Origin of the sequence: Citrobacter sp. MGH100 (assembly GCF_001034465.1) — a bacterium.
Lineage (GTDB): Bacteria > Pseudomonadota > Gammaproteobacteria > Enterobacterales > Enterobacteriaceae > Citrobacter > Citrobacter youngae.
In genome coordinates, this window is sequence record NZ_KQ089800.1 from 1,722,688 (window position 1) to 1,738,628 (window position 15,941).

The 15,941-nt window shown below is 50.6% G+C and carries 17 protein-coding genes; 3 read left to right on the forward strand and 14 right to left on the reverse strand.

Annotated features, from left to right (window positions below; genetic code table 11):
* Nucleotides 1-9: 9 nt before the first annotated feature.
* The 13 genes from SK32_RS08175 to SK32_RS08235 form a co-directional block, all read right to left on the reverse strand.
* Entirely contained in the window at nucleotides 10-498 is a 489-nt protein-coding gene (locus tag SK32_RS08175; protein ID WP_005122128.1) for a hypothetical protein, read from the reverse strand.
* Between the two features lie 24 nt (nucleotides 499-522).
* Nucleotides 523-1,008 carry a TlpA family protein disulfide reductase gene (locus tag SK32_RS08180; RefSeq protein ID WP_048212086.1) on the reverse strand — a complete coding sequence of 162 codons (486 nt, stop codon included), beginning with the start codon at nucleotides 1,006-1,008 and terminating at the stop codon, nucleotides 523-525.
* A complete protein-coding gene (locus SK32_RS08185; protein ID WP_048212087.1) occupies nucleotides 995-1,690 on the reverse strand; it encodes an ABC transporter ATP-binding protein in 696 nt (231 codons plus the stop codon). The genes SK32_RS08180 and SK32_RS08185 overlap by 14 nt, the downstream gene beginning before the upstream one ends.
* Nucleotides 1,691-1,694: 4 nt before the next feature.
* Nucleotides 1,695-2,825, reverse strand: coding sequence for an ABC transporter permease (locus SK32_RS08190; protein WP_048212088.1), 1,131 nt, complete (start codon nucleotides 2,823-2,825; stop codon nucleotides 1,695-1,697).
* Entirely contained in the window at nucleotides 2,815-4,098 is a 1,284-nt protein-coding gene (locus SK32_RS08195; RefSeq protein WP_048212089.1) for an ABC transporter permease, read from the reverse strand. The genes SK32_RS08190 and SK32_RS08195 overlap by 11 nt, the downstream gene beginning before the upstream one ends.
* 4 nt (nucleotides 4,099-4,102) lie before the next feature.
* Nucleotides 4,103-5,482, reverse strand: coding sequence for a Fe-S-containing protein (locus tag SK32_RS08200; RefSeq protein ID WP_048212090.1), 1,380 nt, complete (start codon nucleotides 5,480-5,482; stop codon nucleotides 4,103-4,105).
* A 200-nt stretch (nucleotides 5,483-5,682) separates the two neighbouring features.
* Nucleotides 5,683-6,210, reverse strand: coding sequence for an iron transporter (locus tag SK32_RS08205; protein WP_003035987.1), 528 nt, complete (start codon nucleotides 6,208-6,210; stop codon nucleotides 5,683-5,685).
* 29 nt (nucleotides 6,211-6,239) lie between these two features.
* The gene (locus tag SK32_RS08210) at nucleotides 6,240-8,189 is read right to left on the reverse strand and encodes an FTR1 family iron permease (RefSeq protein WP_048212091.1); all 1,950 of its coding nucleotides are present in this window, start codon (nucleotides 8,187-8,189) and stop codon (nucleotides 6,240-6,242) included.
* 272 nt (nucleotides 8,190-8,461) lie between these two features.
* A complete protein-coding gene (gene nqrC, locus SK32_RS08215; protein ID WP_048212092.1) occupies nucleotides 8,462-9,214 on the reverse strand; it encodes an NADH:ubiquinone reductase (Na(+)-transporting) subunit C in 753 nt (250 codons plus the stop codon).
* A 194-nt stretch (nucleotides 9,215-9,408) separates the two neighbouring features.
* Nucleotides 9,409-9,915 carry a protein disulfide oxidoreductase gene (locus SK32_RS08220; RefSeq protein ID WP_048212093.1) on the reverse strand — a complete coding sequence of 169 codons (507 nt, stop codon included), beginning with the start codon at nucleotides 9,913-9,915 and terminating at the stop codon, nucleotides 9,409-9,411.
* Nucleotides 9,905-10,528: a DsbA family protein gene (locus SK32_RS08225; RefSeq protein ID WP_048212094.1), complete on the reverse strand. Its 624-nt coding sequence runs from the start codon at nucleotides 10,526-10,528 to the stop codon at nucleotides 9,905-9,907. The genes SK32_RS08220 and SK32_RS08225 overlap by 11 nt, the downstream gene beginning before the upstream one ends.
* A complete protein-coding gene (locus SK32_RS08230) occupies nucleotides 10,525-12,405 on the reverse strand; it encodes a protein-disulfide reductase DsbD family protein (protein WP_048212095.1) in 1,881 nt (626 codons plus the stop codon). The genes SK32_RS08225 and SK32_RS08230 overlap by 4 nt, the downstream gene beginning before the upstream one ends.
* A 48-nt stretch (nucleotides 12,406-12,453) precedes the next feature.
* Nucleotides 12,454-12,816: a hypothetical protein gene (locus tag SK32_RS08235; RefSeq protein WP_048212096.1), complete on the reverse strand. Its 363-nt coding sequence runs from the start codon at nucleotides 12,814-12,816 to the stop codon at nucleotides 12,454-12,456.
* 412 nt (nucleotides 12,817-13,228) lie between these two features.
* Here SK32_RS08235 and dsbA point away from each other — a divergent pair, with 412 nt between their 5' ends.
* Entirely contained in the window at nucleotides 13,229-13,852 is a 624-nt protein-coding gene (dsbA, locus tag SK32_RS08240; protein WP_048212097.1) for a thiol:disulfide interchange protein DsbA, read from the forward strand.
* A 112-nt stretch (nucleotides 13,853-13,964) separates the two neighbouring features.
* On the opposite strand, the gene SK32_RS08245 is transcribed toward dsbA, so the two are convergent.
* The gene (locus tag SK32_RS08245; RefSeq protein ID WP_048212098.1) at nucleotides 13,965-14,267 is read right to left on the reverse strand and encodes an antibiotic biosynthesis monooxygenase family protein; all 303 of its coding nucleotides are present in this window, start codon (nucleotides 14,265-14,267) and stop codon (nucleotides 13,965-13,967) included.
* A 274-nt stretch (nucleotides 14,268-14,541) separates the two neighbouring features.
* Between SK32_RS08245 and cbpA the strand changes: the two genes are divergently transcribed.
* The gene (gene cbpA / locus SK32_RS08250; RefSeq protein ID WP_048212099.1) at nucleotides 14,542-15,462 is read left to right on the forward strand and encodes a curved DNA-binding protein; all 921 of its coding nucleotides are present in this window, start codon (nucleotides 14,542-14,544) and stop codon (nucleotides 15,460-15,462) included.
* Nucleotides 15,462-15,755 carry a chaperone modulator CbpM gene (cbpM, locus tag SK32_RS08255; protein ID WP_048212100.1) on the forward strand — a complete coding sequence of 98 codons (294 nt, stop codon included), beginning with the start codon at nucleotides 15,462-15,464 and terminating at the stop codon, nucleotides 15,753-15,755. Before cbpA ends, cbpM begins: the two co-directional genes overlap by 1 nt.
* Nucleotides 15,756-15,941: the final 186 nt, after the last annotated feature.

Consider the following 15,941-nt stretch of genomic DNA (forward strand, 5'->3'; position numbering starts at 1 on the left):
GCCATCCAATTATTCGCAGATAATCACTTCGCTGCGGATATTACGTGCACAATATAAGGTTCCGTCTGTCAGATACAATTGATGAAAGCGCGTGTTATCTGGGATGTTGTGTAAAAGGGAACGCTCAGTATCAATGAACTCTCGTTGTATCCGATAATGAACCGCATCATCAGTTTCAAAGGAAACGTATTCCCGTTTGGTATAGGGTTTACTTTTTAATTTCACATACACAATGTATTGCACCGTACTGAATGTCAGTCCAGTTTTTGCAGCAATCTCTTTCAGATTTAGTGGTTCAGAAGACGTATAGAGAGTTTGTACCTGCTCAATACGTTTTTGATTGTAGGCGGATACCCGCAGGCTGAGTTTCAGTCGATACGCCATATTGCGCACAACCGTAATATTAGTGCGAAGCATCCCCGCAATCTGCTCCGTCGTGAGAACGCCTGCGTTTTCACGCAGGACGGCCAGACTCTCTTTATTCCACCTGAATGCCATATAGTGTTTCTCTTTGTATCGCGTTCATCGGGCGGCCAGTCGCGCAAACGTTGCATCTAACTCAGGCGGTTTCCGCATCCCCTGGTGTAATTCCAGTACACGACCGTCCCTGTCAATTAACACAGAGGTTGGCGTGCCGATGACCTGATAGCGCTCCTGGGAAATCTTAAGCTGATCGCGGAGTACCGGGTAAGAAACCTGATGTTTCGCCAGTAAGTTATCTATGTCAACCGTCGCCGGATCGGTATTCACGGCCACGACCACAACGTTATCGCCCCACTTTTTACTTAGCGCTTCCAGCGCGTCCATTTCTGCAAGACAGCCACCGCATCCCGCCGACCAAAAGTTTAGATAAACAGCCTTTCCACGCCAGCGTTCAAGCCCTGCTTCTCCCCCCTGCAGGTCGAATGTTGCCAGCGCCGGGGCTTGCTGCCCAACCACCAACTTCTCTTCTTTACATCCACTAATCAGAACCAAAATGGCGAAAGTTAATACGTTAATCCAGCGCATGTTGATTCGCCTCCTCACCCTGATATTTGCCATGCTGCAAACGGATAATACGATCGGCAAATAACCCAAGCGCCGGATTATGCGTCACCATCACAATCGTGCGCCCCTGCCGATGCAGGTCAGTGAGTAGATCCAACACCCGCTGTTCATTCTCTTCGTCAAGGTTACCCGTAGGTTCATCGGCAAAAATCACCGGCGGCTCATTGACCAGCGCCCGGGCAATGCACACCCGTTGCTGCTCTCCCCCAGAAAGTTGACTCGGCAGGTGCGTCACTCGATGCCCAAGACCGACTTGTTCCAGAACCTTCCTGGCCGCCGCTTCATCTACCACGCTATGGTAGTGTTGCGCCAGCATGATATTCTCCAGCGCGGTTAAAAACGGGATCAGATGAAACTGCTGGAATACCAACCCTATTTTCTCAGCACGAAAACGGCGACGCCCCTCTTCATCCAGTGCGGCAGCATCAATCCCATCTAAAAACACCTGACCTTCTGTCGCGGTGTCCAGGCAGGTCAGAATATTCATCAGTGTCGTTTTACCCGAACCAGAAGCGCCCATAATCGCGACAAACTCCCCCTGCACTATTTGCAGGTTAATGTCATCTAAGGCGGTAACATCGCCGAACCGTTTATATAAATGGCGGGTTTCAATCGCCATTGACGGGGTCTGCACAACGGACATTGCGTTACTCTCCTTTCAACACTTTTGCGGGTTCGACGCTAACCGCGCGACGGACCGGAACAATCGCCGCCAGAATGGCGACCAGTAAAGATAATGTCAGGGTGATGGGCAGCACTGGCCAGCGTAGCGCTATTGCGGCATTGAATACGGTCAGTCCCAGTAGTTGGGCCAACATGTACCCTAAGATCCACCCACAAACCACTGCAGCCAGCGCGATAATGCAGGTTTCAAGGAGAATTTGCCGGACAATATCACCGTTGCTGGCCCCCAACGCTTTTTGCAGCGCAAATTCCCTGGCCCGCTCACCCACAATGGCCATCAACGTGGTATTCACGCACAAAGATGACAGCGCAAGGATCACAACCGATACCAGCCCCATTAACCCTTTTATTTTATCCAGTACCTGTCCTTCTGATGCGGAGACTTTCCGTATAGGACGGATCTCCAGATCCGGGTATTGAGCCTGCAATCGGCTGGCATAGTTTTCCACCTGACCGACATCGTTACTGACACTCAGCAGCCCATGGCTGATTTTATCGGGCTGATGCAACCACGCCTGCGCCACATCAATACTCACAATTAGCATGTTATCTGTCGCATCACCGGCTTCAACAATGCCTTTTATCTGTAAGTTTTTGCGCTGATTGTGATCCACCAGGATGATGTTATCGCCCGGTTGGACGTTAAGACGCTCAGCCAATTTGACGCCAATCATCGCATTGCGATCGTCAAAGCTAACACCAATCCAACTCCCCTGAACCTGCCAGTACGGTACCAGCTTTTGCAAGGATTCAAACCACACGCCGACAATCACCACCTTCTCCAGCTCGGTACGCGCCATACCGTAAAGCCAAGGACTGGCTCCGTGAACCAGGCCTTGCGGTGCCTGATCTAAAATAGTCTGCAACGCTTGCTGCGGCATGCTGGAGCCATGGCCTGGCCCGATGTAGAAATTTGCGCCAAAGGTCCGCAATTCTTCACTCATTTTGGTATTGATGTCGAACCACACCGCAGATAGCGCGGTCACAATGGTCGCCCCGACCATCAATGCGGCAAATACTACGCTAACTCGCTGAAAACGCAGACGCAGCGCCCGCCATACCAGCAACCAGAGCATGGTACGTTTAGCGGCCATACAGCACCTCCACAGGATACAGGCGGGCAATACGGCGGGCCGGGAACCAGGTGCCAATCAGGGCAATCAGGACCGCAATAACCAATACACATGGCACCACAATCCAGGCAAAATTCAATGGCGCATCAAATAGCATCAGGCCAATCGCTTTCGCCATTCCCCATCCAGCAACACATCCCAATGCCCCACCGGCCAGTCCACTGGACGCGGCTTCAAGATAGAACAACAGCATGATTTGCCACTGATGCGCGCCAAGCGCCTTCATCAGGCCGATCTCTTTAGCGCGCTCCATAATGGTGCTGGTCATCAGTGACGCGATTCCCATAGCCGAAGCTGCCAGTGCTGCGACGGTCACGACGGCCATCAGCAACTGAATTTTATCGATTACAACCCCCTCAGATGCAGCAACCTGCCACACAGGGCGAACTTCTGCACCGGAAATAGCCTCCTCCAGTTGATGAGCAATGGACGAGACATAGGCCGTGCAGTACCAAAGGTCGTACTCTTCAGCATTCAGTGCATCGAGATTTTCACGCGCCCGACGCGACAACTCATTTTCCGGCACCGTCAGCGCCGAGACACGAATGGCCTGCACTTTGCCGGGTAAACCCAGCAACGTTTGCGCCGTGCTCAACGGCATAACCAGTTGGTTATCCTCATCCCCGCCGCTGGAGAGGATGCCGCTGACGGTCACATTCAACGTTGTATTGCTGGTACGGATCACCAGTTGATCGCCTGGCTTCCAGCCCGTTTGTCGCGCCAACGCATGCCCTACCAGTGTTTGAGGAGCATCACCAGCAGGCTCTTGCGGCCAGTGGCCTGTCACTTGCCAGAACGGGCTTACCGTTTTTTGCCCCGTCTCAAACCCTTCTTCATCTGGAATATCTACCGGTTGGCTGAAGAAGGTGCCGAGAATACGTACTTCTTTGCCGTTAACGTCGACATCACCGCCAAGCATAGGGGCAAAGCCGACAATGTTGTTGCGCCAGAAGATATCCTTAATGTTGGGGAGTTCCGCTTCATCAAGGAAATCCTGTCCTGATAGTGGATTACTGTTTTCACTGAAAAGTGCAGGCAGCGCCGCCTGTCCGGCAGGTTCAATCAAAATATTGGCACCATAGGACTTCAATTCTCTGGACATTTTATCGCCAATATCAATCGACACCGCCAGCAGGGCGGAGATAAGGCTGGACGCAAGAAAGACGGTCATAATAGCCAGCCCCTTGCGTCGGAGATTACGCCCCCAGGATTGTCGTAACATTCTCCACAGCATTTTGTTACTCCTCCCTCAATTCAGCAGGGACGAACTGTTCCGGAGTTTTACGGAAGCGATCGTAATTGGCCTCGGACGAGAAAAACCAGGTTTTGCCACCATAGCTGTATTTGTAGTCAGCAGAAGTATTGGTCAATGTGGAACCATCAACCGGGTCGGTCACCTTGATGGTCATGACCGTCGAGAAGTAATTCACGCCAGCAGCCAGCTCTTTACCTGGGATCACCAGCTCTTTCTCATCATTACGCCAGTTTTCAATTGGCACCGGATTGCAACCACCAGGTTTACCAATCGAAGGAATGAAAATGTGTACCCCGCATGCCACGCAGATAACCTGATTACCTTCCATCACGTAACCCTGATCGCCACACAGTAGACAGGCATCAAAAACCACCCCCAAACGCAACTTGTCGGGATAGCGGTTAATCACGAAAAAACGTACCGCTTTACCATCATCGGCCACCCAAACAAAGCGGTGCAGCTTGCCATCACGGAGTCGTTCTATTGGCAGATGAACCATGCCATCACTGGCAAGTTGTACCGGAATGGCTTCTGACAACTGCGGCGGTTGAGAGGCGACTTTTTCCCACCACAGTTGCCCGGCGATCACCACCACCGCACAACCTAACGTGACCAGCCAAAGACGAAATGCATTTCGACGATGCGCCAGCGCCAGTCGATAAGCAATCGGCTCATCGGCTTTACGCGTCTGGCGGATCGCGTGTAACAACGCCGGTACCCAGCACAGTGCCAGAGCAAGTAATAAGGCGGCCCCCAACCAGTTATACATCGCCGCGTTGTTTGTCACTTTGGCCACGAAACTCAATAGCGATTTCGCCAGCGGTAGCACCTGCAGTTTCATTAACAGCAGCAACAAATTACCGCTTAATGGCAGCCAAATCATGACCATCAGAATCAGCGTCAACGGCCAGTAGAGTCCACGAATACGACGCAACAGCATGGCGCTCAGTACCCCCGCCAGGCAGAGGATCGCAAATGCCAATAGCATTGCCGTCAGATTCAACAGCAGATCGGTATTTAGCACATGGGTGCTGGTTAATCCGCCGAGATTGGGATCCAAAGCCCAATGTCGGGCTGCGCCAAACACCAAAATCCCTTGCCACAGGTAGCGAATGCGCTTTGATACCCACCAGAAGCTCAACACAAACAGCAGCGTAATCATCACTTCTGTGCCAACCAGCAACAATTGCACTGGCTGCGAGCCGCGGAGGGTAAGTCCCACCAGCACGCCAAGGATTAAGCCTGTGAATAAGGTCCAGACGAGTGGGCGCAATGAAGGGGGATCGATGCGACTCCAGAGAACCCCGGAGAGCAGCGCAATGCAGAAAAAAACCTGTAGCGTCGTGACAAAAAAATAACTCATAACATCGACTCTGTACGGCGGATTGAATGATGTAACTATCCAGGTACATCGATAATTTAGAGCCTGCCCATCAGGGGGATAAGTTCGCGGTCAGTTAAGACATGAGCAGCGCAAAACAAATCGTGGGTACACTTCGTACGTAAGATTGTGAGCACTGCCCGGTCCAAAATGGCAAATCAAGCAGCCTGATGGAAAAGCGCTTAGTTCAGGCCGACGTATTTAAATTCATAACTCACATCAAATGGTTTCCACCAGCGACCAACGCCGGTCTCACTGTCTGTATGACGGTGCATACCTGCTTTTGACGGCGGTTCGATGTGATAGGTCACTTTATAGTTACCCACCCCCATCATTTTGATGTTCGCACCGTAATGAGGGCCATCGCTGGCAACCATCGGCATGAACGTACCTTCTTGTTTTTCACCCGTATCACTGTTAATCAAGGTGTAACTGATAGTCAGATAAGGGATCCATTCGCCTGCGCCAAAACCATTTTTACTGCCTTCCACGGCATGAATATCCGCCTCAAGGTGAATATCGGCTTTTGCTGCCGGTAATCCCATGCCACGCGGTTCCATATCGATTGGCTGCAGGTACACAGCGGCCAGTTCCATCTCATTCATGGTGACAGGCTCGCCTGCCGGATACTCCTTAAAGGCAAACGCTGCCGGAGCAGTGAAAATACCGGCCATCACTGCACTGGCAATCAGGGTTTTCTTCATGGTCATCAGACATATCCTCTCGTCTCAAATAACATCTATAGATTAGTTTTTATCGTTTCCCCAGGAACAGTGCTTTTCCGCCGCATCACCCACAGCGCCACCAGCGCCGCAAGTAGCAATATGGCCTGCGGTAATAACGTTTCCACGTAGGGATAAATTCCCAACCAACTGATTTCAGGGAAGCCGTTAATCAACGTTGGCTGGAACAGCTTACCTTCCACCAGTTCCAGAACCCCTTTGCCCGCAAATACAAAGGCCATCAGGTACATAAAACTGCCGGTAAACATAAAGAACGGCTTCAAAGGCAGGCGTACAACCGAGTAGCGCATGATGAGCCAGGCGACCAGCAGAACAACACAGCCGATAACAAAACCTGCCGCAATCGCCATATGCCCAGAAATATCATTCGCATCCCCGATCAGGGCGTAGTAAAACAGCACGGTCTCCGCCCCTTCGCGGTAAACCGCCAGGAAGCTGGTAAGCCACAGTCCAACCAGTGAACCACGGGAAAGTGAGTGGGACAGTTTCCCTTCCAGCCATGCTTTCCAGTGGCGAGCCTCGACTTTAGACAGTAACCAGTAGCTCATGAAGAACAGCATGACGACGGCAATCAGCATCGTTACGCCTTCCAGCAGTTCTCGGCTGGCGCCGGAATTCGTGAACAGGAGTTGGAATATCACAGCGGTAATAACGCTTGCGATTAACGCGACAATCACCGACTGGCGAATTAACGGAAGCTTATCCTGGTGATTGTTTTTCACCATATAAGCCACGATGGCCGCCACAATAAGCAGGGCCTCCAGTCCTTCGCGCACGATAATCATCAGGCTGTAGAGCAGCAGGCTCCACTGGGTTTCTTCTCCTTCCCCCAACATCACCACTGCTTTTTGTAAATCCTGTTCCAGTGCGCTGGCTTCAGCGTTGAGTCTTTCCACTGGCTGACCCGCTTTCATCAGACTAACCAGACGCGTGAAGTAAGCCTCCAGCGAGGTTTTAAATGCCGAATCGCGAGAACCGATTTTGTTTTCCATACCGCTAGCTTCAAAGCGGTCAAAATAACTGTCTTGCACATCCAGAATGGCATTCTTCGCATCGCCCTCCTGGTAACGGGCAATCGCTTTCTGAATACTTTGATGGATACCCAACGAGACGGCAGCCCAGTCTGCGCGGGCTATATCATCCTGTGCCGTGGGCGTATTCCCCGTGTTTTGCACCGCCGTAACCTGCTGTTCGTCACGGGTAGTAGGCAGACCAGGCAGAAGATCCTCAATATCCTGTAACAACGTCGTGACCTGATAAGAGACATCATTAAGGCGATCCGGCTCTGCGGTGAGCGCAATCAACGCAGAAAATTGCTGGTTAATCGCAGCAGCGTCTTTTGCCGATCGATTCTGTCTGACCGACATTTCCATCTCTGAGTTTTTAAAACCCTGATAGTGCGCTTGTTGAACGTTCTGGCTGGCTACGCTTAAATTCCCGGCCTGATAGTTATTTACTGCCTGAGCCAACAAATCGTCGATAACGCGAAAACTTTCTTGCCAGTGTACGGCGATATCTGTCCTGGAAAACGCATTGTGCTGCTCTTCGGCAACCAGGCGATGTCCGCCATCTAACACAGGTTCAACTTCGCGCAGCGAGGCTTTGAGCCAGTCGATTTTAGACTGCACGTCAGAGAGCGATTTTTTTTCGCCAATCATGCGACGAATCTCACCAAAAGCGCTTTCCATCTCATAACTTTTGCTGGCGGAAATGTTGATTCGAATAGGACCTTCAAGGTTTTCAAATACCTCAAAGTAAGCCATTTGCACCGTTCGCCGCGCTTCATCAGTTTGTTGCTGAGAGTAAAGTTCTGCTGTTTTATCAAGACGTTGTTCAATATCCTCAATTAACGGAGCATAGTTTGTTGCGGCCCATACATGAAGGCTTACAAGCAAGCTACACAAAGTGGTCAGCAGGAAAACACAGAACTTACGCACGGTACGCATCCCGTAAAATACAAATGATAATTATTATCATTATCGATTTTGGCTTGCGTTGTACATGACCTGGATCATAAAAATGTCAATAGGTAACAAGTTATGTAAATTTATCTCATGAAAATGTGATGAATACGAAATTGAGACATTCGGGATTTATTAATGATGCCGTCAATACAGGAGAATTTATCGGTGATATGGAATTGAGTTGCCCCATACTCACTGACGCAAATGAGGCCGGCAATGAGTATGAAGATAAACGTTATTTAAAACAAAAGCGATCAGGGAACTATTATATCAGGACCACGAGTAATCCGTTGTAAAAAACGGCCGTAACCCTGTTCGCCTGTCCAGTAGTTGATGCTTCTCTCAACCCCATTCGATGTCAGGGTCGCACCAGAAATACCATCTACTGTATATTCATCGATATTCTGTGGTTTCTCCTGAGTTATTCTTAGTGCTGGCATCCAGTTATTATCAACCACTTTTTTACCCGGCCATTGCTTGCGCCAACTCTCATCTTCCACTCTGGCTCCCAAAAAAGGAGTTTCCCGCTGCTGATAGTAATACAGGTTTTTAACCGTACGTCCGTCTGGGTCAAGAGCCAGAAAGGCATACATCATTGACTTCGCGCCCTTACCGAAAACAGGGAGTATAATTTGTTGAATTTTATTGCTTTTATCTTTTACAAGATATACATCTGCAATCGTACAGCGCTGATGGATCTTCGCGGGATCATGTTCCGGAGCGAGTTTTTTACATCCCTGCGTCTGGACGTCATCAGCTACCCATTCACCGGAATCCAGATTAACCTTACGCGCTAAAATATAACGTTGATACAAATTGTTAATTGTTTTTTTATCCTGCGCATCTGATTTCAACAGGCCTGAAGCATGCAGAATAGCGGCATGTTTCTCTTCACCGGTAGGTTCAGCGAGTTCCCCCTGATACATCATAAACCAGACAATAGCAGCAATAAAAATAAGGATACAAAAAAACATCATTGATATAACAATAACTTTACCCTTGCGCATTATTCTTTAATCCCTGCGAGAAATAAGATATTTAAAACACCATCAGATATGCCATTACCTTTGTGGATTTGCAACTACAGAAAAAATCAAAAATATATAACTATTAGTATATAATTTCAGGATCCAATATCAGAACAACATGTTTTTCTTACCTTTTTATCGTAAAAAAATGCCGGGTTTCCCCGGCATCAGAATCAGACGTTTTTTGCCCACCAGAGGCGTAGCTTCATTCCCCAGTAACTGGTCCAGCCGCTGGTTGTCGACACCACGCGACCGTGCGACATCACGACCAGCGTTGGCGTGACGCTGATGTCCCAGCTGCGGGAGATGGTCCCGTCGGCATCGTTGATGACGGGAAAGTCTACGCCTTTACGCGCCAGCCAGCGCGTCACCTCCGCCTCATTACCAGAACGCAGCGCAATGGTTATCACGTTCTCGCCTTCTGAGTACAGTCTGGCGACTTCCGGTGTAGTGAACCGACACACGCCGCACCAGCTCGCCCAGAAATAGATCAGCACTGGATCCTCTTTGCTGAGCGAGGCCAGCGTAACGTTTTCACCATCCAGCGTCTGCAAAGGCGTACTGTCAAACGCTACGGGAAGCTGGGGCGCTCGCCAGGCATCCATCAACAACATCGCCCCGGCGAATAACACCAGTAAGATCAGTCCTTCGCGCAGCCAGCGGCGCAGTTTACTGACCATTTGCGGCCGCCAGTTTTTCTTTGACCACCTCTTCCAGTGTTTCCCACGGTACTGCACCCGGGATCAGCTCATCGCCAATAATCGTTGCAGGCGTGCCTCGCACACCGACCAGACGTGCCAGTTGCAAGTTGGTGCTCAGCGTCTCCTCACTTTGTGCATCCAGCGTCACAGGGCTGGCAGCGGCTTTCTCCTGTGCCTGTTTAATACTCACTGCCGTGTGGTAGCCCTTCTTCTGCATCAGTTTCTCATGTAACGCCAGAAACTGCTGCGGATGCTCACGCCAGGTCGTCAGCGCGGTTCGCGCCGACAGAATCGAACTCTCCCCTTTAAACGGCAGCGGTTTAATCACCACCGCCACATCAGGATATTTCTGTACAATTTTTTCCAGCATCGGATCCAATTGCTTGCAGTATGGGCAGTTGTAATCGGTGAAGTTTATCAGGGTCAGTTTTGCCTGCTTTGCGCCAATCCGCGGGCTGTTGGGATCGTTAAACAGGGCTTCCTGAATTAATGCTTCAATTTGCTTTTCCTGTTCCGGGGTAAACGGTGCAGGTTCTTTCGCCACGCTGACGGCAGAAAACAGGGTTAGCAGCAGGACAATCATCATTTTCATGGGTTCACTCCTTTGGCATCGGCCAGTGTATTCAGCAGCGCATCGCGGGTTAACAACGTCGGCAATGCCTGACCTTGCGGCAAACCGGGACCATAAATTTGGTTGAACGGCACAGCAACCTGGCCGCGTTTTTTCAGGAATTCGGTGATCGCTTCAGAGGGCAGCGTCCAGTCACCCCGCAGAGCCACCACATCGGGTTGTTGCAGTGCAGTCTGGACATCTTCTTTTTGTAGAACATTGAATTTATTGACTTTACAGGTAATACACCAGTCAGCCGTCACATCTACAACTACGCGCTTATGCTGAGCCAGTGCATCTTCAATGGCCTGCTCGCTCAGCGGTTGCCAGTTCACACTCTCTTTGGCTGTACTTTGGCTTGCGAACCCCAGGTGCGGGAGCAGCAATGTTGCCAGCCAAATAGCCGAGCCAAGCATCATCACGCCAAGAAGACGCCGCAAGATATTCATCCAACGCCCCGGACGCGGCAGACGCAGCGCCAGACCCGGACGCAGTGCCACCAGCAACCATGGCAAACTCATCCCCAGCCCGAGCGCGAGGAACAGCCCCCATAGCGTCGGCAGCGAGGCGGTCAACGCCACCGCCACTGCCGTCCCCAGGAACGGCGCACTGCACGGCGTGGCAAGCAACGTCGCAAACGCGCCCTGCCAGAAATGCCCTGACAAGCCGTTACCGCCGCGAGTTGCCAGTATGGTGGTCATTGCTGAAGGAAGGCGAAATTCAAACAGCCCAAACAGGCTGGCGCTGAACGTCAGCATCACCAGCATCATAAAGCCGATAAACCACGGACTCTGGAACTGGATCCCCCAACCAAGCGCCTGATTGGTCAGGCGCAGCACCGTCATCAGCAGCGCGAGAGCCATAAAAGAGACCAGGATCCCAGCCACCGATGCCAGAAACTGGCGGCGAACCTGAAGACGGCTTTTCTCCTCAACCAGTAAAATCGAGCCCAGCTTCATGCCCAGAACCGGTAAAACGCAGGGCATCAGGTTGAGAATCAAACCGCCCAATAACGCCATAAGCGCCACTTGCCACAGCGGGAGTGAAGCGTTTTCAATAACCGGGGCTTCGCCAATCGTAAGACGACTTTCCTGGGCAACGCCGTTATCAGCCAGAACCAGTGTAAGTTGTTTACCACGAAGATTCGGCGCCCCTTCCCCCCAGCTGTCATGAACCGGAACCGTTGCCCGTAGTATTTCGCCCTCTACGCGGATTTGCGGCATACCAAAATCCGCATCATCAACGGTGTCCAGGTACAGGCCTGGCGCAGACCAGCCCCCCGCACGACGAGCCTCAACCACCAGATCTCCGGCTCGCGCCCCGGCACTAAGCGCATCGGTCAGCCCGCTGGCCAGCGGTATCTGCCCCATCGCTTGCGCATAGTCATGAGCAAAAGACGGGGCCTGGACGCTCGGCGTCACGGAAAAGGGAAAATCCGTTAACAGGCAGACATTGCTGCAGGTTGATAGGGTCAATACACCGTTAAGGGTGGCTGGCGTTGTGCCACGTACGACCATCGGGAAGGTGACATTATCGTGATATCCCTGGGTGGTGATATTGGCGACCTCAAAACGAGCAGGGGTTGGCCAGAACCAGTCGACCGCAGGCATTTCCTCTTTCCAGGCGATAGCAGGCGCAACGCCTCCCTCACCCGGCGATCGCCAGTAGGTTTTCCAGCCATCCTCCAGTTTAACATCGAGCAGCAGACGGGTTTCACCGTCAGCTGCTGTATCGGCACGTAACCGCACACAGGCGTGATTGTTATCGGGTGAACGCAGCCAGCCGATATCAGCCGCCCAGGATACGGGCAGCCATAGCAATAACAGACAGAGCAGTGCCTGCCTGAAAACAGTCATCATAGTTTTTCTCCGTGAATAATTATCTAACAGTCAGCAACGGCTGCGCTGTCATTCACGGAAGACACAAAATCGGAGATGAACCCTAAGTGTGGGCGGCGAGATAGCGCGCGGAGGGAAAAAAGGTAGGCGAAATGCCCGCACGGGTGCCAACAGCGACAGGAGCAAACATAGCACCAGAATCGCGCCTTCAAACAATACTGGCGGTGCAGCCAGCAATGATTTTGCGCTCAGCTCACAAGGCGTAACGGGCGAAGCTTCATCGGTATCGGCCTGGGCGCTCGCGACAACAGCAGTGGTCGTGGTGTTCATCTGCAACGCGTGCAGACCCGCCATGCGCTGCGCGGTGCATACCATCACCACAACACATGCCAGGCAGAGGAACCACCATCCCATCCGTTGACGTTTCGCCATTATACCCTCACTGATTGACGCGAGTTATCTTAGTCACTGGCGAGGTTTTGGCAACCTTTACCCTGTAAAGTTATGTCGGCAGAGGCCGGTCAATTCTCATTCCGCCCCAGCGCGCTGCCCAGAAATGATAATTAATATTGTTAATTAATTTCATTATTGCAAAATAATGACGCTAATAAAACAAAGCTAAGAATATCACGGGGTTTATTATTTACTATTCACAAAGCGTCCCTACAAGTATTTCACCACTGCCATGAAATTGAATGACAAGTATGCCAGTAGATATGCCTGCGTAAATGAAAGTAAGGGCCAGCACATTTTCGGATAAATATTGTATTATAACTTACCGCCATGAACATTATGTTCATCATCAAAACAATTGTTTGTTAAATGTTATTTAGAGTATATGGAAATGAAAAAAATCTTACTTCCTCTTCTAGGCCTGATTTTTACTGTGAGCGTTCAGGCAGCAACATTTACCGATGGCAAGGAATATATTTCACTTGAAAAGCCAGTTGCGTCAGCGCCCGCTGCGCTTAAGTTCTTTTCATTTTATTGCCCTTCATGCTACCAATACGATGAAGTTCTGGAAGTCACTGATAATGTGAAAAAAGCATTACCTACTGATGTCAAACTTACTGACTATCACGTTGATTTCTTAGGTCCGTTGGGGCCGGAGATGACGCACGCGTGGTCTGTCGCTATGCTGTTAAACGTGGAAGATAAAGTAAAACCTTTACTGTTTGATGCCGTGCAGAAAAAACAAACTGTTAAAACAGCAGATGATATTCGCAATGTATTTATCCGCGCTGGTGTCAGTGCAAATGACTATGATGCTGCATGGAATAGCTTTGCCGTAAAATCATTAACGGCGAAGCAACAGGAGTTGGCTAAAGCGGTAGACCTGAAAGGTGTACCGGCTATCTTTATCAAGGGTAAATATATGATTAACCCGAAAGGATTAAAATCAGATAACGTTAACGCTTTTGTCCAGAACTACGCTGATACCGTTCGTTTTCTTTTTTCCAGACCTTGATAAGCCGTTAATATTACTGACGCACCACCAACAGGAGCCAGAGCCTGTTCTGGCTCCTGTTGCTACAGGCAGACATTGTTGACTGTCAGCTGTCATATACGCTGGCAGAACCTTATTCAGAGGCGTAATCCTTCAAAACAGTGGCAACACGTATTCTGTAGTATGAAAAAATCAACTGTTTACCCTCCTGTTGTGCGGCCTGATGCCTGACGTTGCATTTCCACCTGCGCACTGCATCCTCATCCTCCCACCATGAAAGTGACAGCATTTTCCCGGGCGTATTAATGCTCTGAAATCGTTCGATAGAAATAAACCCAGGGATCTCTGCCAACAACAGCTTCAGCTCTGAGGCCAGTTGAAGATATCGCTCTCCAGCCTGAGGATGCACATCTGCTTCAAAAATAACGGCGATCATTCAGTATCTCTCCCTTGTTAATTTCAGCCACTCTATTACTGGATAAAATGCGATGCTTCGCTCAACAACGAACAGTCTGGTGAAAAGGGAAAATGTGAGTATGACAGGTAAATAAACAAGCAGGCTCACCGCATTATCCGGTGACCCTTTTATGACCTGCGCCCCCCTTTTTCATGGTTGGCATTCGCGCCTATCGGGATTACCCTAAACTTAACGGTGATACCTTTTGAGAGGGATTGCCTTCTTCATGTGTTGATTTACACGAGAGAACGCTATGGAATTAAAGGATTATTACGCCATTATGGGCGTGAAGCCGACAGACGATCTCAAGACAATCAAGACCGCCTACCGTCGTCTCGCGCGAAAATACCATCCCGATGTCAGCAAAGAACCCGACGCTGAAGCTCGTTTTAAAGAAGTTGCCGAAGCCTGGGAAGTACTGAGCGATGAACAGCGCCGCGCCGAATACGACCAGCTGTGGCAGCATCGCAACGACCCGCAGTTTAATCGTCAGTTCCAGCAAGGAGAAGGTCAAAGCTACAGCGCTGAAGATTTCGACGATATCTTCTCTTCAATTTTTGGCCAGCACGCACATCAGTCACGGCAGCGCCACGCCAGTCGCGGGCATGATATTGAAATCGAGGTCGCCGTTTTCCTCGAAGAAACCCTTGCTGAGCATAGCCGCACCATCAGTTACAACCTGCCGGTATACAATGCGTTTGGCATGATCGAGCGGGAAATCCCCAAAACCCTCAACGTTAAGATCCCGGCCGGTGTCGGCAATGGGCAGCGCATTCGCCTGAAAGGTCAGGGAACCCCTGGTGAAAACGGTGGCCCGAACGGTGATTTGTGGCTGGTGATTCATATCGCGCCGCATCCGCTGTTTGATATTGTTAATCAGGATCTGGAAGTTGTCGTTCCGCTTGCCCCATGGGAAGCCGCATTGGGCGCAAAAGTAACTGTACCAACACTCAAAGAGAGTATTTTGCTGACCATCCCCGCAGGAAGCCAGGCTGGACAGCGATTACGTATCAAAGGCAAAGGTCTGGTCGGTAAAAAACAGACTGGCGACCTGTACGCGGTCATCAAAATCGTGATGCCGCCGAAACCTGACGACAACAGCGCCGCCTTGTGGCAACAGCTGGCGGATGCGCAGAAGTCCTTTGATCCGCGCAAAGAGTGGGGGAAAGCATAATGGCTAACGTGACCGTTACCTTTACCATTACCGAGTTTTGTCTGCATACCGGTGTTTCTGCAGAAGAACTGAATGAAATTGTCGGTTTAGGGGTAATCGAACCCCGTGAAGATGAGACCTTTGATGACCATGCACTGACCGTGGTGCAACGCGCACTGCGTCTGCGCCATGAACTGGCGCTTGACTGGCCAGGAATTGCCGTCGCACTGACGTTGCTCGAGGAGAACGCGCAACTGCGGCAGGAAAACCGCTTTTTGCGCCAACGCTTGTCCCGATTTATTAGCCATCCGTGAATATGTTAAGTGTGCGGCGATGAGCCGCACTTACAGGTAAGCAGCGCATCGAGTTGCTGATGATCTGAACTTGCCTCCCCCAGGGAAACACTACTGGACTAACCTGGATTCAGTTAAGGCTTTTACAGGTCATGAAGACATCATGACCATGCCTTCAGCCACGGCAATATGGAAAGACTTTAGATG